At 55.7% G+C, this 21606-nt stretch carries 22 protein-coding genes and 3 tRNA genes; 13 read left to right on the top strand and 12 right to left on the bottom strand.

Annotated features, from left to right (window positions below):
- The first annotated feature begins 420 nt into the window (after nucleotides 1–420).
- A complete protein-coding gene (locus B3041_RS10370) occupies nucleotides 421–1920 on the top strand; it encodes a SulP family inorganic anion transporter (protein ID WP_292972147.1) in 1500 nt (499 codons plus the stop codon).
- A 153-nt stretch (nucleotides 1921–2073) separates the two neighbouring features.
- On the top strand, nucleotides 2074–2244 hold the full coding sequence (locus tag B3041_RS10375) for a hypothetical protein (RefSeq protein ID WP_292972150.1): 171 nt from the start codon (nucleotides 2074–2076) through the stop codon (nucleotides 2242–2244).
- A gap of 104 nt (nucleotides 2245–2348) precedes the next feature.
- Here the strand turns inward: B3041_RS10375 and B3041_RS10380 are convergent.
- From B3041_RS10380 to uvrY, 6 genes are all read right to left on the bottom strand, one after another.
- A tRNA-Leu gene (locus tag B3041_RS10380) sits at nucleotides 2349–2434 on the bottom strand.
- A gap of 11 nt (nucleotides 2435–2445) precedes the next feature.
- Nucleotides 2446–2519 (bottom strand) — tRNA-Cys (locus tag B3041_RS10385).
- A gap of 42 nt (nucleotides 2520–2561) precedes the next feature.
- Nucleotides 2562–2637 (bottom strand) — tRNA-Gly (locus tag B3041_RS10390).
- Nucleotides 2638–2786: 149 nt separating this feature from the next.
- Nucleotides 2787–3335, bottom strand: a complete 549-nt coding sequence (pgsA, locus tag B3041_RS10395; protein WP_065649638.1) for a CDP-diacylglycerol--glycerol-3-phosphate 3-phosphatidyltransferase — start codon at nucleotides 3333–3335, stop codon at nucleotides 2787–2789.
- 68 nt (nucleotides 3336–3403) lie between these two features.
- The gene (gene uvrC, locus B3041_RS10400) at nucleotides 3404–5236 is read right to left on the bottom strand and encodes an excinuclease ABC subunit UvrC (RefSeq protein ID WP_065649639.1); all 1833 of its coding nucleotides are present in this window, start codon (nucleotides 5234–5236) and stop codon (nucleotides 3404–3406) included.
- Nucleotides 5229–5888 (bottom strand): UvrY/SirA/GacA family response regulator transcription factor, encoded by a 660-nt coding sequence (uvrY, locus tag B3041_RS10405; RefSeq protein ID WP_039383715.1) that lies wholly within the window; start codon nucleotides 5886–5888, stop codon nucleotides 5229–5231. Before uvrY ends, uvrC begins: the two co-directional genes overlap by 8 nt.
- Nucleotides 5889–6288: 400 nt before the next feature.
- Here uvrY and B3041_RS10410 point away from each other — a divergent pair, with 400 nt between their 5' ends.
- On the top strand, nucleotides 6289–6516 hold the full coding sequence (locus B3041_RS10410) for a DUF2594 family protein (protein ID WP_039383713.1): 228 nt from the start codon (nucleotides 6289–6291) through the stop codon (nucleotides 6514–6516).
- A 29-nt stretch (nucleotides 6517–6545) separates the two neighbouring features.
- Here B3041_RS10410 and B3041_RS10415 read toward each other — a convergent pair whose 3' ends face one another.
- The 3 genes from B3041_RS10415 to B3041_RS10425 all read right to left on the bottom strand — a co-directional run bounded on the left by B3041_RS10415 (nucleotide 6546) and on the right by B3041_RS10425 (nucleotide 9533).
- Nucleotides 6546–7157: an acyl-homoserine-lactone synthase gene (locus tag B3041_RS10415; protein ID WP_065649640.1), complete on the bottom strand. Its 612-nt coding sequence runs from the start codon at nucleotides 7155–7157 to the stop codon at nucleotides 6546–6548.
- A gap of 123 nt (nucleotides 7158–7280) precedes the next feature.
- Entirely contained in the window at nucleotides 7281–8003 is a 723-nt protein-coding gene (sdiA, locus tag B3041_RS10420; protein WP_065649641.1) for a transcriptional regulator SdiA, read from the bottom strand.
- Nucleotides 8004–8834: 831 nt separating this feature from the next.
- Nucleotides 8835–9533 carry an extensin family protein gene (locus B3041_RS10425; RefSeq protein WP_292972163.1) on the bottom strand — a complete coding sequence of 233 codons (699 nt, stop codon included), beginning with the start codon at nucleotides 9531–9533 and terminating at the stop codon, nucleotides 8835–8837.
- Between the two features lie 286 nt (nucleotides 9534–9819).
- On the opposite strand from B3041_RS10425, the gene cycA reads away from it, so the two are divergent.
- Nucleotides 9820–11211 (top strand): D-serine/D-alanine/glycine transporter, encoded by a 1392-nt coding sequence (cycA, locus tag B3041_RS10430; RefSeq protein ID WP_065649643.1) that lies wholly within the window; start codon nucleotides 9820–9822, stop codon nucleotides 11209–11211.
- 41 nt (nucleotides 11212–11252) lie between these two features.
- Here cycA and B3041_RS10435 read toward each other — a convergent pair whose 3' ends face one another.
- Nucleotides 11253–12227, bottom strand: a complete 975-nt coding sequence (locus tag B3041_RS10435; protein ID WP_065649644.1) for a metal-dependent hydrolase — start codon at nucleotides 12225–12227, stop codon at nucleotides 11253–11255.
- Between the two features lie 19 nt (nucleotides 12228–12246).
- Nucleotides 12247–12882: an HTH-type transcriptional regulator RutR gene (gene rutR / locus B3041_RS10440; RefSeq protein WP_292972168.1), complete on the bottom strand. Its 636-nt coding sequence runs from the start codon at nucleotides 12880–12882 to the stop codon at nucleotides 12247–12249.
- Nucleotides 12883–13176: 294 nt separating this feature from the next.
- Here rutR and rutA point away from each other — a divergent pair, with 294 nt between their 5' ends.
- Genes rutA through rutG form a run of 6 tightly spaced genes read left to right on the top strand, consistent with a single transcriptional unit; the run spans nucleotide 13177 to nucleotide 18114 of the window.
- On the top strand, nucleotides 13177–14268 hold the full coding sequence (rutA, locus tag B3041_RS10445; protein WP_065649646.1) for a pyrimidine utilization protein A: 1092 nt from the start codon (nucleotides 13177–13179) through the stop codon (nucleotides 14266–14268).
- Nucleotides 14268–14981 carry a pyrimidine utilization protein B gene (rutB, locus tag B3041_RS10450; RefSeq protein ID WP_292972504.1) on the top strand — a complete coding sequence of 238 codons (714 nt, stop codon included), beginning with the start codon at nucleotides 14268–14270 and terminating at the stop codon, nucleotides 14979–14981. The genes rutA and rutB overlap by 1 nt, the downstream gene beginning before the upstream one ends.
- Before the next feature lie 25 nt (nucleotides 14982–15006).
- On the top strand, nucleotides 15007–15402 hold the full coding sequence (gene rutC / locus B3041_RS10455) for a pyrimidine utilization protein C (RefSeq protein ID WP_065649647.1): 396 nt from the start codon (nucleotides 15007–15009) through the stop codon (nucleotides 15400–15402).
- Nucleotides 15402–16205, top strand: coding sequence for a pyrimidine utilization protein D (gene rutD, locus B3041_RS10460; protein ID WP_065649648.1), 804 nt, complete (start codon nucleotides 15402–15404; stop codon nucleotides 16203–16205). The genes rutC and rutD overlap by 1 nt, the downstream gene beginning before the upstream one ends.
- 16 nt (nucleotides 16206–16221) lie before the next feature.
- Complete coding sequence (rutF, locus tag B3041_RS10465) at nucleotides 16222–16743, top strand: NADH-dependent FMN reductase RutF (RefSeq protein WP_065649649.1); 522 nt, start codon at nucleotides 16222–16224, stop codon at nucleotides 16741–16743.
- A 45-nt stretch (nucleotides 16744–16788) separates the two neighbouring features.
- Nucleotides 16789–18114, top strand: coding sequence for a pyrimidine utilization transport protein G (gene rutG, locus B3041_RS10470; RefSeq protein ID WP_065649650.1), 1326 nt, complete (start codon nucleotides 16789–16791; stop codon nucleotides 18112–18114).
- Here the strand turns inward: rutG and B3041_RS10475 are convergent.
- Nucleotides 18111–19025: a DMT family transporter gene (locus B3041_RS10475; protein WP_292972175.1), complete on the bottom strand. Its 915-nt coding sequence runs from the start codon at nucleotides 19023–19025 to the stop codon at nucleotides 18111–18113. The two genes, rutG and B3041_RS10475, sit on opposite strands and share 4 nt — an antisense overlap.
- Before the next feature lie 269 nt (nucleotides 19026–19294).
- Here B3041_RS10475 and wrbA point away from each other — a divergent pair, with 269 nt between their 5' ends.
- The 3 genes from wrbA to B3041_RS10490 are packed head-to-tail and all read left to right on the top strand — an operon-like array spanning nucleotide 19295 to nucleotide 21571.
- The gene (wrbA, locus tag B3041_RS10480) at nucleotides 19295–19894 is read left to right on the top strand and encodes an NAD(P)H:quinone oxidoreductase (RefSeq protein ID WP_065649652.1); all 600 of its coding nucleotides are present in this window, start codon (nucleotides 19295–19297) and stop codon (nucleotides 19892–19894) included.
- Between the two features lie 18 nt (nucleotides 19895–19912).
- Nucleotides 19913–20143, top strand: a complete 231-nt coding sequence (locus B3041_RS10485) for a YccJ family protein (protein ID WP_065649653.1) — start codon at nucleotides 19913–19915, stop codon at nucleotides 20141–20143.
- Nucleotides 20144–20197: 54 nt separating this feature from the next.
- Nucleotides 20198–21571, top strand: a complete 1374-nt coding sequence (locus B3041_RS10490) for an NAD-dependent succinate-semialdehyde dehydrogenase (protein ID WP_292972180.1) — start codon at nucleotides 20198–20200, stop codon at nucleotides 21569–21571.
- Nucleotides 21572–21606: the final 35 nt, after the last annotated feature.

The following is a 21606-nucleotide window of genomic DNA, read 5'->3' on the forward strand; positions in this document are numbered from 1 at the left end:
CTAATGGTTAGATACCTAACTAAAAGAAGGCGTAATTATAATCCACGCAGATATAAAAAGGAAAAGGTTGTATCGATTTGAGATAAAAACCTGTACATGTCAGACCACAGCCTGCGGAGAGCGCAGCTAAAAGCTTAATATCGCACAAAATGCTTAAGAAATTAGTTGTACAGTAACGCTGTTTTTGTATAACTTTAGCGCCATGAATCGGCTGACGATTCAGTAACGAATGATGCTTTTGCGTCGCCTCTGCAGGTGTTTTTTGGATTTCCACCTGCAGAGGTTATTTTTTTACCCTGCCGCTCTCTCTCTTTCGCTGGCCTGGGCCATCAATGCCCGGTAACATTCACACGTCACACACCCTGTTTTCCAGCTGCATCGCTGCTGCATACGCCTTACAACTTAGAGTCCACACACGTTATGAATTCACAAACCGATCGCACCACAGCTGACGCTGGCGATTTAACGGTCGCCCGCGTTTTGCGTTCGCCGGCCCTGCTCACCCGCGAGTGTCTGGCCGGGGTTATCACTGCCCTGGCGCTCATTCCTGAAGTTATCTCTTTCTCTGTTATTGCGGGCGTTGATCCCAAAGTCAGTCTGATCGCTTCGGTCGTACTCTGTCTGACGCTTTCACTGCTGGGTGGACGCCCGGCGATGGTGACCGCGGCGGCGGGTTCAGTGGCGCTGGTTATCGGCCCGATGGTCCACGCGCACGGCGTGGCCTATATTCTGCCTGCCGTCATTCTGGCAGGCATTATTCAGATTCTGTTTGGCGTTACCGGCCTTTCGCGCATGATGCGTTATATCCCGCGCTCGGTGATGCTGGGCTTTGTAAACGCGCTGGGCGTACTGATTTTCTTTGCACAGGTACCGCACGTCTGGGGCCACTCTCCGCTGGTCTGGGGCCTGTTTGCCGCCACGCTGGCCATTGTACTGCTGCTGCCGCGCGTGCTGAAAAGTGTTCCGTCGCCGCTGGTTGCTATTGTTGTGGTGACCGCCGTTGCCCTGCTGCTCGGTTATCGCGTACCCAGCGTGGGCGATGAAGGTCCGATGAGCGCCGGGCTGCCCGGCTTTACCGAACTGCTGGTGCCGCTGAACCTGCAGACGCTGCAGATCGTCTGGCCTGCCGCGCTTTCCGTCGCATTTGTCGGCCTGATGGAGTCGCTGCTGACGGCAAAACTGGTGGATGATCTTACCGATACTCCGTCAGGCAAACGGCGGGAATCCTGGGCACTGGGTATTGGCAATATTCTCGCCGGTTTTTATGGCGGTATTGCGGGCTGCGCCATGATCGGTCAGACGATTGTTAACGTTGAACTGGGTCGCGCACGCACCCGGATTTCAACCGTAGCGGCTGCACTGGTACTGCTGCTGCTGGTCACTGGCCTGAGCCATATCATGGCACAGATCCCGATGGTGGTTCTGGCGGGGATTATGATGGTGGTGGCGGTTAAAACCGTTAACTGGCACAGCCTGCAACCCGCAACGCTGAAACGGATGCCGTGGTCAGAAACGCTGGTCATGGTGGTGACCGTTGCGATCACCGTCTGGACCAGCAACCTGGCGATTGGCGTACTGCTCGGCGTGATCCTTGCCATGATGCTGTTTGCCCGGCGTATCGCCCACGTTATCCATGCCGAGCGCACGCTCAGCCCGGACGGGGATCAGGTTCACTACACCGTACGCGGTCCGCTGTTTTTCGCCAGCAGTAATGACCTGTTCGAGCACTTTGATTATGGCCACGATCCGAGCCAGGTCACTATCGACCTGACTCACGCCCAGATTTGGGACGCCTCCAGCGTTGCCGCACTGGATGCTATCGAATACCGTTATCAGCGTCACGGAGCTACCGTGACCTTTACCGGTCTGGATAACCGCAGCAGCGATTTTCGCGATCGTCTGAGCGGTAATCTCGGTTAACCCGCCTGCCAGCAGGGCGCCCTCTGCGCGCCCTGCCCGTCCGGAATCCTAAAATCCCCCGTCTCGCTTGCAAGTTAGCCTTTCAGCGGCTTTGCTTAACGGCGCAACGCGCTGAATGGCAAGCGTATAAAAGCAGTTTATTAAGGGGATTGTATGTCGTGGATTATAAAAGCAGGTCTGATAGCGGTTACGCTTCTTTCACTGGCAGGCTGCATGCAGCACAGTGATGCCGTGGGTGCCGACGGTCGTCCGCACGCGCCAAGTAATCAGCCGGTGCCAGGCGCCAGCGAAGGGGAAGGCCCGGTCGGCCAGCCGCAGGGATAATGCCCGCTACCCGGCTGTGCCGGGTAGTTATTGCAGACACAAAAAAACCGCCTGAGGGCGGTTACGACATTGCTTATAGTGCTTTTTTAATTCGGTTTTTTGTATGGTGCCCGGGGCGGGACTTGAACCCGCACGACCATAAGCCGAGGGATTTTAAATCCCTTGTGTCTACCGATTTCACCACCCGGGCAGGGTGTAAACTGGAGGCGCGTCCCGGAGTCGAACCGAGGTAGACGGATTTGCAATCCGTTGCATGGCCACTCTGCCAACGCGCCTTTATTCTGATGTGCAACCGGTCAGTGACCCATTGCTGAAACTGGAGCGGGAAACGAGACTCGAACTCGCGACCCCGACCTTGGCAAGGTCGTGCTCTACCAACTGAGCTATTCCCGCATAACTGCTGTTTTACCGAACTTGCTGTTTTTATTCAGCTTCTTGCAGCTGTGCTGCCGTTCGATGCGATGCATTCTACTTATCTCACGCAGTGAGTCAATAAAATTATTACCCACTGCGTCTGTTTGCTGCTTTTTGAATCGTATCGATCAGCTATCGAGCAGATCGCCGCGTGCTGCGCTCAGATACTGAAACATCGACCAGAATGTCAGCACTGCCGCGATATAGAGTGCGACCACGCCCACACCTATCACCGTATCATCAGGACGCCACAGCAGCGCAACCAGTGAGAGCATTTGCGCGGTGGTTTTGACTTTACCAATCCAGGAGACAGCAACGCTGCTGCGCTTGCCAATTTCTGCCATCCATTCACGCAGCGCGGAGATAATGATCTCACGCGCAATCATGGTGGCAGCAGGCAGAGTAATCCACCATGCGTGGAAATATTCCGCTACCAGCACCAGCGCCATGGCTACCATTACCTTATCCGCTACCGGATCGAGAAATGCACCAAAGCGCGTGGTTTGTTTCCAGCGACGCGCCAGAAAGCCATCAAACCAGTCCGTTATGGCGGCAATAACAAAAATCAGTGCGGTTGCAAAAGGCGCCCAGTAAAACGGCAGGTAGAACGCCAGTACAAAAAAAGGAATCAAAAAAACGCGAAACAGGGTAAGACACGTTGGGATGTTATATTGCATATGCCAGTAACTGTCTGGTGTGTGTAGGGTTTAACGTATGTTCCTACATTGCCCCCCCTGTTTCAATGTTAGTGTTTCAGCGAGTGGTATATTTTTTCAGCCAGTGCAAAAGAGATCCCGGGCACGCGGGCGATTTCATCCACGCTGGCGTTCATCAGCGGCTGCAGGCCGCCCATATACTTCAGCAGCTGCTGGCGCCGTTTAGGTCCGATACCTTCAATACTTTCCAGTGCACTAGTGTTCTTCACTTTGGCGCGTTTTTTACGATGGCCTGAAATTGCATGATTGTGAGCATCATCACGAATATGCTGAATCACATGCAGGGCTGGCGAATCCGGCGGCAGAGAAACGCCCTCTCCTTCCGCTTCGAAAAACAGCGTTTCCAGTCCCGCCTTACGATCGCTGCCTTTTGCCACGCCAAGCAGAATCGGATGGTGTTTATCCCAGCTGACATCCAGCTCCGCAAAGACCTCTTTCGCCTGCGCCAGCTGACCTTTACCGCCATCAATCAAAATGACATCCGGAATTTTATCCTGCTCCAGCGCTTTGCCGTAACGACGGCGCAGAACCTGATTCATCGCCGCGTAATCATCACCTGGCGTGATCCCTTCAATATTGTAACGCCGGTAATCAGAACGCAGCGGACCATCCTGGTTAAATACCACGCAGGAGGCGATGGTTTGCTCGCCCATGGTATGACTGATATCAAAACACTCCATGCGCCGGATGCTCTCCAGCTCCAGCCAGGAGGCCAGCGCCGCAAGCCGCTGCTGAATGGTCGAGTGCTGCGACAGCTTAGTGGTCAGCGCTGTCGCCGCATTAGTGCGCGCCAGCTTGAGATAGCGAGCCCGATCGCCGCGCGGTTTGGTCTGTATATTGACTTTGCGGCCGGCCAGCGTACTCAGTGACTCAGCCAGCAGGTTGCGTTCCGCCAGGTTGAAATCCAGCAGAATTTCGCCCGGCAGGGTACGTGCCTCACTCCCCTGCAGATAAAACTGCCCGACAAAAGTCTGCACCACTTCCGTCAGCTCAGTGTCAGCCGGGACTTTTGGGAAATAGCTGCGGCTGCCCAGTACTTTTCCCTGCCGGATAAACAGCACGTGCAGACAGGCCATGCCCGCATCATACGCGACGCCCATAACATCGAGATCGTCACCCTGATTTGAGACAAACTGTTTTTCAGTAATACGGCGTACGGCCTGAATCTGATCGCGCAGACGCCCCGCCTCTTCAAAACGCAGCCCCTGGCTTGCTGCCTCCATGCGTGCCACCAGCTGGTTAATCACCTGATCATCTTTGCCGGCGAGAAACAGCCGCACATAATCAGTCTGCTGCGCATACTCCTCTTCACTGACCAGACCGGCTACGCACGGACCGAGGCAGCGTCCAATCTGATACTGCAAACAGGGCCGCGAGCGATTGCGATAGACGCTGTTCTCACACTGACGAATAGGAAAGACTTTCTGCAACAGGCCCAGCGTTTCGCGTACTGCATAGCCATTAGGGAACGGACCGAAATACTCACCTTTGGCATGTTTCGCACCGCGATGCATCGCCAGCCGGGGATGCGTATCGCCGCTGAGAAAAATGTAAGGATACGATTTGTCATCACGGAGCAGCACGTTATAGCGTGGCTGGTAAAGCTTGATGTAGTTATGCTCCAGCAGCAGCGCTTCGGTTTCAGTATGCGTAACCGTGACATCAATATTACGGATGTTACTGACCAGCACATCCGTTTTACGGCTGCCGGTCTGTGCACGGAAGTAGCTGCTCAGGCGTTTTTTGAGATCTTTGGCTTTACCGACATAGATCACCGTACCGGCCGCATCATACATTCGGTAGACGCCGGGCTGGCTGGTTACGGTGCTGAGAAAGGCTTTGGGATTAAAGAGTTCACTCACTACTGATTAATGGCTCCGCGTTGAACAGACCATGACGAATGGCCAGATGCGTTAACTCTACATCACCGCTGATGTTTAACTTGCTGAACATACGGTAGCGGTAGCTATTAACGGTTTTCGGACTCAGGTTCAACTGTTCGGATATCTCCGTAACTTTTTGTCCCCGGGTAATCATCAGCATAATCTGCAATTCCCGTTCCGACAAACAGCTGAAGGGGGATTCCGCTTTCTGCGGCTCAATCTGACTTAACGCCATCTGCTGAGCGATATCTGAGGCGATATAGCGCTGCCCTGCATGCACGGCGCGAATGGCGCTCACCACCTCCTGAGGTGCGGCACCCTTACTCAGATAGCCCGAAGCACCCGCCTGCATTACCCGGGCAGGCAGCGGATTTTCGGTGTGGATAGTCAGCATAATGATACGTATATCCGGGTTGTAGCGCACAATTTTGCGCGTCGCTTCCAGCCCACCGATGCCCGGCATATTCATGTCCATCAGAACGACATTCACCGTATGCTGGCGGCACCATTTTACTGCGTCTTCTCCGCACGCTGCTTCGCCGGCGATGACCAGTCCTTTGATATCTTCCAGAATGCGACGAATGCCGGCACGCACCAGTTCATGGTCATCAACAAGCAGCAGGCTGATCAACGGGACATACTCCGCAGGTTAGAAAGATAATTAAAAAAAGAGCGTAATCTTAACGTTTTTTACGCGTATTGAACATCAGACATACAAGAACAACCTGCGACGCAATGACTTATATCAAATAATTAAATCTTTTCAGGAAAAATCCATTTTCTGCAAACTAAAAAGCTGGCTGATTTAAGATTTCATTTAATAACAGCATGTTGTAATAAACCGGCCTGTTTTCTCTTTTTAAAACAAAAAATCACGACGTCAGCCACGCGGTCTGCAGTGATCTGCTTGTGACTGGATCGAATAAGGATTTTTCTGGTCTCTGAAAGAGAAAGCAAACCTATGATATACTCTCTGTTTTATACACGGAAAGATACAATCTGTGTCAATCAATACCACCAGGGAGTTGAAGATGAGTGATGAAGATTTCGTAACGTCGCGTGATACTCAGGCACTGGCTGACGAAGTTGCCTGCCTCAAAATGATGATTACTCTGATTCTCAAGGGCATGGGACAGGCAGACGCCGGTAAAGTTATCATCAATATGGAACGCTATGTGCAAAATGCGCTGGCTGATAAACCCCAGGCTGAAGTGTTCAGCAACACGATCCGCCAGATCAAAACCGCTTACCGTCAGTAAGCGGTCAACCCCGTGCAGCGCACGGGGTCTTAATTATGCGCCTGCCAGTTAACCGAAACACCCAGCGAAGGCAGAACCTCTTCCGGACTAAACCGACGCGTTCCGCGATATTTTTCCGCCAGTGCAGGCTGTTCAACCGGAATACGGATAGCGAAAAGATTATCTTCCGACTGAATTAACCCTGGTGTCAGCGGCTCATAAACGACGTTATGCTGCGCGAACATCTTCTCCAGCATCGGCGTGGCTGAGCTAATCAGGTACTCCATGCCGCTCAGCTCTGCCAGCTGCACCGAGTGCCACAGGATATTCAGCGGCAACTCCGCATCCACTTCCAGCCGGGCGGAATAGCGCGACATCTCCCAGACTTTATCCTGCGCAAACGGCAAAATGATACCTTCAGCCAGTTCCGGCTCGTGCCACGGCAGTAACCGCGCGCAGCCGCAAATGCCTTTACGCGCAGTCCAGGCGATGAGCCAGGTCACGTCTGAACGGTCGTAGCGATCATACTCCTGCCCCGGTGTGCTCAGCCGCGGAGGAATTGACCAGCCTTCGCCACGCGCAAACACGCTGTAACGATAGGTACCCAGTTCGGCTAGCAGTGAGGAAGGCATATCCTTTAGCTGTGTTTGAATTATTTTCATCATGCGCCTCTGACATCCCCATGTGTGCAATGATTTTTTTCGTGCCAGCCTGGCTAAGTTTCCGGCGCAGGGTAGACAACTCAATACGGATAGGGAACTACCAGTATTAGTAGTTGCCTTTTGCTATATCAGACCTGTCGCTGCGGCATAACACGCTATCTGCGTTTTATTTGAAACGTTAAAACGTTTTTGCATGTTTTTTTGATGAAAATTCACCGTATGTTCTGATATTGCCAAAATAAGCGAAATCTCTGCTGAGGTTTTTCCTTCAGCTGTCCATTTCAAAATTTCCAGCTCGCGCTCACTAAACCCCTTAGCCAGCACCACCATTGAGCTATCTTTTAAGCGTTCAAGAACCCGTAAGCTCAGGTCCGCCAGAAAGTTTATCTGAACTTCAAGCTCAACGTGGCGGTGCCTGGAGCGTCCGGGCTGACGTGATGCTATTGATAATATACCAATGGCACGATTTGATGCCATCGCTGAGCAAGAAAAGCCGCTGTGGAGTCCTGCTGCCTGCGCATCTGGCCAAAGATTAGCCGCCCCGGCGAAAATCTCAGCGCGCCACTCAATCCCTTTTCCGGACTGCTGACAAAGCTGCAGCACAGGATCGATGGCATAGTAGTTATGCCGCTCATAATGCTGGATCCAGGATTCAGGATAAGTGCTGAACAGGAAAAAACGCGGGCGGGTAAAGGGAACGGGCTGCTGCACGAGAAATGCAAAGAAGTCGAACCCCAGAGCGATGACTTGCTTTTGCAACAGTGCTTTTAATTGCACCACCTCCGTCAACGCCTGAAACGCTTTTTCTGTTTCGGCTCGCCAGACAAAATAATTATCGGTAGTCATTATTATCCTGACGTATTTAACGTCTTTTATTACCCTGATGCTTGTCCGATTATTTCGGTGCAGCGTAATCTGAACGAAATGAATAAAAAGGATCCTGCTGAAATTTGCGTTATACAGCGGGAAAGTTATCGATTTGTTGCCCCCTGGCGAGAGCCGCAGTGACATGCCTGTCAGGTCTCGGGCGTGAAAAGATACGTGAAACCAGCATAGGATTTTTCTGATAAAGTTTCAATCTTCTGGCCATCAAAATTAATAATTAGATGGATAAAAGTTTAGCATCGATTTTAAGTAAAATAATGATTAGCGGTAAGATTCGCGTTCTATTAAAAGTGCTGAATGATTTAGTCATGGACTATTTTTAATCCCACTAATAATTAAAGTTATGACCGGTAACCTGTAAGCCTGAGCTGCCTGAACAAGCCCGGGGATGACGCCAGCGCTATACCCGGCTACGCCAGTCTATCGGCAAATATGTCTGACAGGATTGCATAAACGGCAAACAGCGGCTGAAATGAAAACGTATTGAGGTGGCTAATAAATATAATTGTTCTTCGCTGCGATGAAATCTACTGCCGGGCCGTCTGACGAATCAACGTTGAGACGCAATCCTGCCCGCTCTCAATGACAGAACATACCGGCGAATATCTCATCATCAACGCAGACAAACATTATTTAAAGACAACTTATTTCAACTATAAAAATTAGTAAGGTAATAATTCTCATTTGTAAACACCCATGCCGCTTCTCTAATGTAATGGATCTAAAATAGTTTTCCCGAAAATTGAGTATTATGCCGCTCTGGTGCTGAAAAAATTAACTACCCCCGTCAGATCAGCGGCAAAATCCGCCCCCGCGCATTCCCAGATGAAAGTGTGTGGTATGGGCAGCATTGTAATCCGGTCCGAGTGCATTTCCAAAACTGGCACAGCCGTTACGCCAGAGTGCATGCAAGCCGGCAGCGCTACTGGCTGGCTGCTGCCAGTTTTTAGCGACCCGTAACCAGCGGCCATCAGCCAGCTGAAAAGCGGTCACATCCCACGCCTCTGCCGTAGCGTGTTCGCTGCGGCGTCCCTGCTGACGATGATAGACGTTGCGGCAGGCGTAGCTGCCAACATGCTCAATACGCCGCAGCGGACTGGCAATACCCGCCTGCCGCAGGGCAGCATTACTGCGTGTAACATACATCGTACTTGCCACGGCCATCGGGCAGCTGGCAAGAAAACTGCTGCTGAGCGTGACCGGTCCAAATTTGCTGATGCGTACCGGCTGTTCAATGGTGCAGTTACCTTGTACCGGGGGCGTTGTGCGATAGCTCACCCGTCCCTGCGCGCTGGCGCGCTCCAGCACCGCCAGGCAGGCGGCGGGATCGTGACGCAATTTTTCCAGCTTGTAACGGGTTATCCAGCCTGGCGCATCAGTGACATCAAGCGGGATAAAGGGGTTCCACTGCGCCGGAAGATGCGATTTCAGCCATGGCAATCCCCACCACCCTGCCAGAGCAATTATTCCTGTCGCGATGAGTGCGCGCACTGTCTCTGCCTTATCACATTGTAAACCTGTGACTAAGTGTAGCTGGCCTGTTTCATCTGCCTGTTCTTCCATGAAAAAGCGCTGCTTATTTACGCAAAGTGACTAAAAGTGCAACCATGTAAATTTTTACTGACAGAGTAAAAAACGCAAAAGGTCATAAAGGTTAAAAAACAATTACCAGACCCGGCAGCCTTTCCTCTATCTTATGCGCTCTTGCCCTGTGCAAAGGCACGTATTTCAACAGCCATCAGAGCTGACACAACATCAAGACAGGAAAGCTATCTTTATGGTTGATCAATCCAAAGCAGCCCTCAGTGAGGCTGAACAGCCGGAAAAACTCCGGCGCAACCTGCATAACCGTCACATTCAGCTGATTGCGATTGGCGGCGCTATCGGGACCGGGCTCTTTATGGGGTCAGGCAAAACCATCAGCCTGGCCGGCCCGTCGATCGTTTTTGTCTATATGATCATCGGTTTCATGCTGTTTTTTGTGATGCGCGCGATGGGAGAGCTGCTGCTCTCTAATCTGGAATATAAATCGTTTAGTGATTTCGCGGCCGATCTGCTCGGTCCGTGGGCGGGCTATTTCACCGGCTGGACCTACTGGTTTTGCTGGGTCGTCACCGGTATCGCTGACGTGGTTGCCATCAGCGCCTATTTTCAGCTCTGGTTCCCCGGATTCTCTATCTGGATGAGCGCGCTGCTGTGCGTGTTTGTCTTTCTGGCGCTGAATATCGCCACGGTCAAACTGTTTGGTGAAATGGAGTTCTGGTTTGCGATTATCAAAATTGTCGCCATTGTCGCCCTGATCATTACCGGTATTGTACTGGTCAGCACGCACTATCCTTCACCTGGCGGCAGCACAGCCTCTCTCAGTAATATCTGGCAGCATGGCGGCATGTTCCCGAAAGGACTGAGCGGCTTTTTTGCCGGCTTCCAGATTGCCGTGTTTGCCTTTGTCGGTATTGAGCTGGTAGGCACCGCCGCGGCGGAAACCAAAGATCCGCACAAGGTTCTGCCCCGTGCCATCAATGCCATACCGCTGCGCATTATTATGTTTTACGTTCTGGCGCTGCTGGTGATCATGGCGGTTACGCCATGGAATCAGGTCATGCCGGATCGCAGCCCGTTTGTGGAGATGTTTGTACTGATTGGCCTGCCCGCTGCGGCCAGCATTGTTAACTTTGTGGTACTGACCTCAGCGGCGTCTTCCGCCAACAGCGGCATCTTTTCTACCAGTCGCATGCTGTATGGTCTGGCAGAACAGGGCGTGGCGCACAAGGCGTTTGGTCGCCTCTCCGCACGCGCCGTGCCTACTACCGGCCTGTTTTTCTCCTGCTTCTGCCTGCTGGGCGGCGTTGCGCTGATCTACCTGATCCCCGATGTGATGACGGTATTTACCATGGTGACAACGGTATCTGCCATTCTGTTTATGTTTGTCTGGACCATCATTCTTTGCAGCTATCTGGCCTACCGTAAACAGCATCCGCAGCGTCATGCGTCATCAACGTTTAAGATGCCGCTGGGTAAGATTATGTGCTGGGTCTGCATGGCATTTTTTGCTTTCGTGCTGGTGCTGCTCACGCTGCAGGAGGATACCCGTCAGGCACTGATGGTTACACCGCTGTGGTTTATGCTGCTCACCATGGGCTGGCTGCTGCGACGCCGTAAAGCCTGATCCCGCTCCGTTTAAGGCCCGCACCAGCGGGCCTTTTTCGTTTATAACCGCTGCCGGAACTGATGCCAGGCACGCTGGAGTGACGGACGCGCAGCGGGCTCGCGCTGCGGCGCCGCTGCCGGAGCCTCCGGCCTGCCCAGATTAAAGGTAAAGGTGTAATCGGGCGCCTCCCCCATGCGCAAATCGCTGATCAGCGTATTGCCACCCTGCTGGCGCAGCGCATAAAAACCGTGGCTGAACCAGACAACCCGCTCTGCATGCCACTGCCCTTTGAAAGGCGTCAGCAGCGCCATCTGACGATCGTGCCACGTAATCTGCAACGGCCGCTGGGGTGAAAACAGCGACCAGTATGCTTCACCATAGCGATCGGGTGTGATGATGACCGTGCGCCAGACCAGCGTGTTAAACGCCGTCGGCGTGACCAGCAGCCGCTGCGGGACGATAGGCTGCTGTGCCAGCTGCTGTTTAATCTGCTGCGTGGCGACGCCCTGTATCACCATACTCCAGCCCAGATAAAGCGTGCTGATTAACAGGCCCAGACGAGTCCAGCGCACGCCGGCTGCATCGCGCCGCCATAATGCCACGCCCAGCGCGACAAGCAGCGGCAGCGTATAGAGGGGATCGACAATAAACATACTGCCGATGGCAAACGGATAGTCAGTGATCGGCAGCCCAAGCTGCGTACCATAAACCGTAGTGAGATCGAGCAGTGGATGGGTAATCAGCGCCAGCCAGAGCGCCAGGCACCAGCTGCGCCAGTGCTGTCTGCTGCGGGTGACCCCGGCCACCAGCCAGCCGGCCAGCGGCGCCAGCAGCGTCAGGATCAGCAGCGCGTGGCTCTCTGTACGGTGCAGCGTCATATTTCGTATCGCGTCGCCGTGATCGACGAACACATCCAGATCCGGCAGCGTGCCGGCTACAGCTCCCGCCAGGGCCGCCTGCCATACCGGTACGCGGCGGTTCATGACGGCAACGGTAACGGCAGCGCCCAGCGCCAGTTGCGACAGCGAATCCATGCCTCTCCTCCATCAATCGTTAGCGCACGCGAATGCCTTCAATAATCATCCGCTCTACGTTATGCAGCGTTTGCACAAAAAAGTCGGGATCCTGCAGCGTCTGACCCGTGACCGCTTCAACCTGCGAGGCAAAATCCGCATAGTGCTGCGTGGTAGCCCAGAGCATAAAGAAGAGATGCTGCGGCTGAACGGCAGCCAGCTGCCCGGCGCTGATCCACTGCTCGACAATAGCCGCCTTGCTCTCTACCAGCGCTTTCAGATCGCCCGCCAGTTCACCCCGCAGCAGCGGGGCTCCCTGCAGCATCTCCAGACAGAAGAGCCGGGATGCCTGGGGATGATCGCGGGAGACCTCAAGCTTCAGGCGAATATAGTGGCGAATGGCCGTCAGGGGATCCTGGTCGGCGCGCAGCGCGCGCAGCGGTGCCAGCCAGACATCCAGAATCTCTTTCAGCACTGCGACATACAACACTTCCTTTGAAGGGTAATAGTAGAGCAGATTCGTTTTTGACACCTCCGCGCCTTCAGCCACCCGGTCAAGGCTGGTGCCATGAATACCGAACTGAGAAAATAGCGCCAGCGCCGCCTGCAGGATAGCGGCGCGTTTTGCGGTTGCTGCCTGCGAACGACGCCGCGGTTTTTTCTCATCATTTTTCATGCTGTTACCTCTCCCTGTCGTGAATTCACATCATAACACAGCTGGCAGATATGGCGGCCTGCACCTTTTTTGCACGACGGCTGCCTGATTGCTGTGCATTTGTTTTGACCAAATGGTCTGAAAATCGCGACGCCGTTCCGGCTGGCCAATGGGCTGTTTATATCTCAATGATAAATATAAACATTATTTATGTGGCACGCGGCTTGCAATCTTGTCAGAGAGCGCCGCCCGCAGGATGCGTGCAGGAAGCAGCGCAGCGCGTGAAAACGTCCTATCAATGCAAAGAGGTGTCACATGAAAATTGGTGTCTTTGTTCCGATTGGTAATAATGGCTGGCTGATCTCCACGCATGCGCCGCAGTACATGCCTACCTTTGAACTCAACAAAGCGATTGTGCAGCGTGCGGAGCACTATCACTTCGATTTTGCCCTTTCGATGATCAAGCTGCGCGGCTTCGGCGGAAAAACAGAATTCTGGGACCACAATATGGAGTCCTTTACGCTGATGGCAGGCCTGGCGGCAGTCACCTCGCGAATTGAGATCTACGCCACGGCAGCCACCCTGACGCTGCCGCCCGCTATTGTGGCGCGTATGGCCGCGACCATCGACTCTATTTCTGGCGGACGCTTTGGCGTTAACCTCGTCACCGGCTGGCAGAAACCGGAGTATGAGCAGATGGGGATCTGGCCGGGCGATGACTATTTTGCCAGCCGTTACCAGTATCTGACTGAATACGTCACGGTACTGCGCGATTTATGGGGCACCGGTAAGAGCGACTTCAAAGGCGATTTTTTCACTATGAACGACTGTCGCGTCAGCCCGCAGCCGCAGAAGCCCATGAAAGTGATCTGCGCCGGACAGAGCGATGCGGGCATGGCGTTTTCAGCTCAGCACGCCGACTATAACTTTTGCTTCGGCAAAGGCGTTAATACGCCGGCCGCTTTTGCACCGACTGCGGCCCGGATGAAGCTCGCCGCTGAGCAGGCGGGGCGTGATGTCGGCTCCTATGTCCTGTTTATGATCATCGCAGCTGAGAGTGATGAAGCGGCCCGGGCAAAATGGGAGCACTACAAGGCCGGTGCCGACGAAGAGGCGCTTGCGTGGCTCACTACCCAGAGCCAGCAGGATACCCGTTCCGGCAGTGACACCAACGTGCGTCAGATGGCTGACCCCACCTCTGCCGTTAACATCAATATGGGGACGTTAGTCGGCTCTTACGCCAGCGTGGCGCGCATGCTCGATGACGTTGCCCGGGTTGAAGGGACACACGGCGTGCTGCTGACTTTTGATGATTTCCTTGAAGGTATTGAAGCCTTCGGCCAGCGCATTCAGCCGCTGATGGAGTGTCGTCGCGACGTGATTACCGCGGCACAGGAGGTGGCATGATGAAAACCGTCACCTGCGCGCATACCGGCTCCACACCACACATCACCCTGCCCGCGCGTCCGGAGGCGATCGCCCTGCCACCGGCACAAAGCGCGCTGATTGTAGTCGATATGCAGAATGCTTACGCCACCGAAGGCGGCTATCTCGACCTGGCGGGTTTTGACGTCTCTGCTACCCAGCCGGTTATCGCCCGCATTCATCAGGCGGTAACCGCTGCACGGGCCGCTGGCGTGCAGATCATCTGGTTCCAGAACGGCTGGGACAGCGATTACACAGAGGCGGGCGACGCGGGCTCGCCAAACTTTCACAAATCCAATGCGCTGAAAACCATGCGGCGCCGGCCTGAGCTGCAGGGCACCCTGCTGGCGAAAGGCACCTGGGATTATGCGCTGGTAGACGCGCTGACGCCCGAACCGGGCGATATCGTGCTGCCAAAACCGCGCTACAGCGGCTTTTTCAATACGCCGCTCGACAGCATGCTGCGCAGCCGCGGGATCCGCCACCTGATCTTTACCGGCATCGCCACCAACGTCTGCGTGGAGTCCACGCTGCGTGACGGTTTCTTCCTGGAGTATTTCGGCGTGGTACTGGCTGACGCCACGCATCAGGCCGGACCTGATTTCGCGCAGCAGGCTGCGCTGTTCAATATCGAAACGTTTTTCGGCTGGGTCAGCGATACACAAACGTTCTGCGAAGCCCTGCAGGGCCAGTAACTTTTCGCTATCAGGAGATCAGACTATGCCCAAACGCGTCATTATCCCGGCCGGCAGCACTACGCCGATCGCCCCGTTCGTACCCGGCACGCTGGCTGACGGCGTGGTGTATGTTTCCGGTACCCTGCCGTTCGATGCGGACAACAATGTGGTTCACGTCGGCGATGCGGCCGCGCAGACACGTCACGTGCTGGAGACGATAAAAAACGTCATTGAGACCGCCGGCGGCTGTATGGCGGATGTCACATTTAACTCTATTTTTATCACCGACTGGCAGCACTACGCTGCCGTAAATCAGGTCTATGCCGACTATTTTCCCGGCGATAAGCCCGCGCGCTTCTGTATTCAGTGCGGGCTGGTAAAACCTGACGCGCTGGTTGAGATCGCGTCGGTTGCCCACATCGGACAGGCGGAGGCGTGATGAAGCTGGATATCCAGGGGTTAACCGCCGCCGATGCGCCCACGCTGGTTCTCGCATCAGGTCTCGGCGGCGTAGCGGGATTCTGGCAGCCGCAGCTGGCGGCGCTCGCCTCACGCTACCGCGTTGTTACGTACGATCAGCGCGGTACCGGACGCAGCGCAGCGACTCTGCCTGAAGACTACAGCCTGGCGAGGATGGCAGCTGAACTGGCGGAAGCGCTGGCACAGCATCACATCACGCGCTACAGCGTGGCCGGCCATGCGCTCGGGGGCCTGATTGGTCTGCAACTGGCGCTGGATCATCCCGATCGGGTTGAACGCGTGGTAGTGATCAACGGCTGGCTGACGCTTAATCCCCATACCGCCCGCTGCTTTAAGGTCAGAGAGGATTTGCTGCTGCAGTCGGGTACTGAAGCCTTTGTCCGCGCCCAGCCGCTGTTTCTCTACCCTGCTGAATGGCTGGCGCAGCATCAGGCGCGCGCTGAGGCTGAAGAGAGGCATCACCAGCAGCACTTTCAGGGCGCAGAGAACCTGCTGCGTCGTCTGCACGCGCTGAAGGCCGCAGATTTTCGTGCCTGCGCCGCGCGCATTACTCAGCCGGTGCTGGCGATCTGCAGCCAGGACGATCTTCTGGTGCCATGGAGCTGTTCAGCGCAGCTGGCGGCAGCGCTGCCACAGGGTCAGCTGCTGACAATGCCGTGGGGAGGCCACGCCATGAGCGTGACCGATAGCGATAACTTTAACACGCTGCTGCTGCGCTGGCTGACTGAGACCGCTCAGTCCGCCTGCCTGGCGGCAGGCTGAGCACAGGAGTCTGAACATGAGTCTGCATGCCCTTCCGGCTTTACCCGCTGTTGATCGCGACACCTTTCGCAACGCGATGGCGCAGCTGGGTGCTGCCGTCAATGTTATCACCACGGATGGTCCGGCAGGACTGGCCGGTTTTACGGCCTCCGCCGTCTGCAGCGTCACCGACTCTCCGCCCACGCTGCTGGTCTGCCTGAACCGCTCCGCCTCAGCCTGGCCGGCGTTTCGCGATAACCGTGCACTCTGTGTCAATACCCTTACGGCAGAGCAGCATGCCCTCTCCACGCTGTTCGGTGGCAAAACCGCAATGGCAGATCGTTTTGCCGCTGCACAGTGGCAGACGCTTGCCAGCGGCGCCCCGCTGCTGGATGCCGCACTGATCTCTTTTGACTGCGAGATAACGCAGCGGGTCAGCGTGGGCACCCACGATATTCTGTTCTGTACGGTGCTGGCCGTGGCCCAGGGCGAGGCGCGTCAGGGGCTCGCCTGGTTTGATCGCGGTTATCACACGTTCTCCCGGCAGGATGCCCGCTGATACCGCATAACGCGGCCTGTTCTATTCACTCTCAGGAGATGATCTATGGCGAGTACCTGGTTTCCACGCTGGCGCGTTAAGTCAGCCATGACAGACAACGGATTGATTGCCCCGGACGAGACGCTGCCGTTCGGGCAGACGCTGGTGCTTGGGCTGCAGCATGCGGTCGCAATGTTTGGCGCAACGGTACTGATGCCGCTGCTGATGGGGCTGGATGCCAATCTCGCTGTGCTGCTCTCCGGGATCGGAACGCTGCTGTTCTTCTTCATCACCGGCGGGCGCGTGCCGAGCTATCTCGGTTCCAGCGCCGCTTTTGTGGGCGTCGTGATTGCCGTCACCGGTTTTACCGGCCAGGGCATCAATACTCATCTCTCTGTGGCGCTGGGCGGCATTATCGCCTGTGGCGCAATCTATACCCTGATTGGGCTGATTGTGATGAAAGCCGGCACCGGCTGGATTGAGCGCCTGATGCCGCCTGTGGTCACAGGAGCCGTCGTTATGGCGATTGGCCTGAACCTGGCACCGATTGCGGTCCACAGCGTTTCTGCCACCCTGTTTGACAGCTGGATGGCAGTGCTGACCGTGCTCTGTATCGGGCTGGTGGCGGTGATGACGCGCGGGCTGGTACAGCGCCTGCTGATCCTGGTAGGGCTGATTGTGGCCTGGGCGTTTTATGCATTGCTGACGAATGGCTTTGGCCTGGGCAAACCGGTTGATTTCAGCGGCGTGGCCCGTGCCGCCTGGTTTGGCGTGCCGCACACCACCGCCCCGGTGTTCGACCTGCAGGCGATAGTGATGATTGCGCCGGTCGCAATTATTCTGGTGGCTGAAAACCTGGGGCATATAAAAGCGGTGGCGGCCATGACCGGCCGCAATCTCGATCCGTGGATGGGCCGGGCGTTTGTCGGTGACGGGCTGGCCACCATGCTCTCAGGCTCCGCCGGCGGCAGCGGCGTGACAACCTACGCCGAAAATATCGGCGTGATGGCGGTCACGCGCGTCTACTCTACGCTGGCGTTTGTCGCCGCGGCCGTAATCGCGATACTGCTCGGTTTCTCACCGAAGTTTGGTGCTCTCATCCACACCGTGCCAGCCCCGGTGATAGGCGGCGCGTCTATCGTGGTATTTGGCCTGATTGCGGTGGCAGGTGCCCGTATCTGGCTGCAGAATCAGGTTGATCTCGGGCAGAACGGTAACCTGATTATGGTGGCCACCACGCTGGTTCTGGGCGCAGGGGATTTCGCCCTTAAGATTGGCAGTTTCACGCTCGGCGGCATCGGCACCGCGACCTTTGGTGCCATTATCCTGAATGCGATTCTGCAGCGCCGTCACCGCACGCCAGCCGGTTCCACTGCTCAGCCACACGCTTAAGGCTTCTGCGGTGCCTGATCGGGCACCGCTTTTCTGCGCCGCAGCCGCAGCTCACTGACAATCACGCCGCAGACAATCAGCGCACCGCCCAGCAGCGCTGCCGCTGGCAGTCGCTCCCCGGCCAGACGTCCGACAATCCCCGCCCAGACCGGCTCTCCGGCATAAATCACCGTGGCGCGCACCGGTGAGACGCTACGCTGGGCCCAGTTCATCGTCACCTGAATCAGGGCGCTGGCGGCGCCCAGGCCCGCAGCGCTCAGCACCAGTGGCAGAGAAAACGACGGCAGCGCTTCACCATTAGGGATCATAAACAGAAAGGCGCAAGCGGAGGCGACCAGCAGCTGCACCAGTGTTACCCGCCGCACATCCACCTGTCCGGCATAACGGCTAATCAGAATGATCTCGGCAGCAATCGCCAGCGTGCTCAGCAGGGTAGCGCTTTCCCCGGCGCTGAGTGCCAGGCCGCTCTCCTGTGGCCCTGCCACCAGCAGCAGACCGCTGAACGCCAGCGCAATGCCCAGCCACGCCATAATGCCCGGAGGCCGGCGCAGCACCAGCCACTGCAGCAGCGGCACCACCGGCACATAGAGCGCCGTCAGAAAGGCAGACTGGCTGCTGGAGATGGTCTGCATCCCCCAGGTCTGGAGGCCATAACCGCCCGCAATAGCCAGGCCAATCATCGTGCCCGCCCTGACCTCCGGCCAGGTCAGTGCGCGCAGATAGCGCCAGAAAAAACAGGCCAGCAGCAGTGACGCCGTGGCGAACCGCACGCCGACAAAGAAAAACGGACCGGAGTACATCATGGCGCGGTGCACCACCAGAAAGGTGCCGCCCCAGACCAGGGTGATAAAAATCAGCACCAGCTCCTGACGGGTAATGCGCAGATAAGGACGTGCAGGTAAAGCAGACATAAAACACCTGATAAGTAGCCAGGCGCCATTCTGGCGTAACCCGTACTGAAGGCGCAATAACTGGCCAGCGTTATCTGCTCAGTATGCAACGCAGGCTTTAATACTCAGAATTACGACTCATCTGAAAATCAGGGTATTTTATCATAAAAATCAATAAATTAATTTTACAGGCGTACGGATCCCTGGCTGGCTGCAAAGCCATTTTCCGGCAGCCTGCGTATGCTCTTCTATACTGTTTTTACTTATCTTACCGGGAGGTTAGAACCACGATGGCAAAAGTTCTGGTGCTCTATTACTCAATGTATGGACATGTGGAAACCATGGCGCAGGCGGTTGCGGAAGGTGTGCAGCGCGTCAGCGGAGCCGAAGTGACTATTTTGCGCGTGCCGGAAAGTATGGATGCGGCGCGTTTTGCTGAGGTGGGCGGCAAGGTCGATCAGCAGGCAGCTGAGGCAACGCCGGACGATCTGACGCAGTACGATGCGATTATCGTCGGTACGCCGACCCGCTTTGGCAATATGTCAGGCCAGATGCGTAACTTCTGGGATCGTACCGGCGGTCTGTGGGCCTCCGGGGCACTGCATGGAAAACTGGCCAGCGTATTTACTTCCACCGGTACCGGCGGGGGTCAGGAACTGACCATCACATCTGTATGGACCACGCTTGCCCATCACGGCATGGTTATTATTCCGATTGGCTACGGCACCAAAGAGATGTTCGATATCTCGCAGGTGCGCGGCGGAACGCCTTACGGGGCGTCGACGCTGGCAGGCGGCGATGGCTCACGCCAGCCCACGCCTGAAGAACTGCAAATTGCCCGCTATCAGGGCGAACATGTCGCCACTCTGGCGGTGAAACTTAAAGGATAAACTCAACAGGAGATCATTATGGCTACAGACCAGTCCAGGGCACATCACGTCGGCGAGTGGGCGAAAATTCGCCAGACCTCTCCTGAAATTGCAGAAGCGATCTTTGAAGTTGCCAATTACGATGAAAAACTGGCAGAGCAGATCTGGGAGCAGCAGGGCAGCGATGACGTACTGATGCGTGCCTTTGATAAGACCGATCAGGATGTTCTGACATGGGACAATATCCCTGTCGAGCGTAAAAACGTGTGAGTACCGGCGGGCATAGCCCGCCTTTTTTTATGGTAATACCAACAGGGGGACGCGATGACGGCTTATCAGAGCATCAATCCGGCAAACAATCAGCTGCTGAAAAACTGGGAGACACATGATGACGCCCGGGTGCAACAGGCGCTCAATACCGCAGATGCACTCTATCACTCAGCCTGGAGCAAAGGTGACATTCAGCCGCGTCTTCAGGTCCTGAACCGGCTGGCAGATTTAATGGAGCAGCGTAAAGAGGAGCTGGCTACCATCGCAAGTCGCGAAATGGGCAAGCTGATTGGTCAGAGCCGGGGGGAAGTCAGTATCTGCATCAGCATTGCGCGCTACTACGCTAAGCACGCCGCAGATTTTCTGCAGCCGCAGCCCTGTCCCAGCGACATCGGGGAAGCCTGGGTGGAATATCACCCGATTGGCGTTATCGTTGCAGTTGAGCCCTGGAACTTTCCTTACTATCAGCTGATGCGTGTTCTGGCGCCTAACCTGGCGCTGGGTAACCCGGTGCTGGCAAAACATGCCAATATTGTGCCGCACTGTGCGGATATTTTTGATCGGCTGGTACGGGAAGCGGGTGCGCCAGAAGGTGCATGGACGAATCTGTTTATCTCTAATGAGCAGGTGGCAGATCTTATCGCTGACAATCGCGTGCAGGGCGTGGCGCTGACCGGCTCTGAACGCGCCGGCAGTGCGGTTGCGCAGCAGGCGGGCAAACATCTGAAAAAATCCACGCTTGAGCTGGGGGGCAACGATGTCTTTATTGTTCTGGACGATGCGGACCTGGATGAAGCAGTGCGCCAGGGCGTGCAGGCGCGTCTGAGCAACTGCGGGCAGGTCTGCACTGCGGCTAAACGGTTTATTGTGCATGCGCAGATTGCCGAGGCGTTTACGGCCAGATTCAGCGCCGCGCTGCAGTCCGCCGTGCCGGGCGATCCGCTGGATGAGAAAACCACGCTCGGACCACTCTCTTCGCGTGATGCGCGCGATCGGCTGGCCCGCCAGGTTGAAGAAGCGGTAGAACATGGCGCAGAACTGCGTTTTGGCGGGCGCATCATCGAAGGCGTCGGATGTTATTATCAGCCTACACTGCTGACCGGTCTGACGCCTGACAATCCCGCTTATTATCAGGAGTTTTTTGGCCCGGTTGCCCAGCTCTATATCGCAGAGAGTGACGATGCTGCCGTGGCGCTGGCGAACGACTCGCACTACGGTCTTGGCGGCTCCATCTGGACGCAGGATATAGCGCGCGCGCGCCGGCTGGCGTCACAGATTGAGACCGGGATGGTATTCATTAATTCGCAGAGCGATACCGCTGCTGAACTTCCTTTTGGCGGAGTAAAGCGCTCCGGCTACGGGCGTGAGCTGTCCGACCTTGGTCTGAAAGAGTTTGCCAATCAGAAACTGGTGGTTATTGCCGGCTAACGGGCAATAAAAAACCCCGCCACGGCGGGGTTTTT

This window comes from Pantoea sp. UBA4549 (assembly GCF_002387285.1).
Taxonomy (GTDB): domain Bacteria; phylum Pseudomonadota; class Gammaproteobacteria; order Enterobacterales; family Enterobacteriaceae; genus Pantoea; species Pantoea borealis.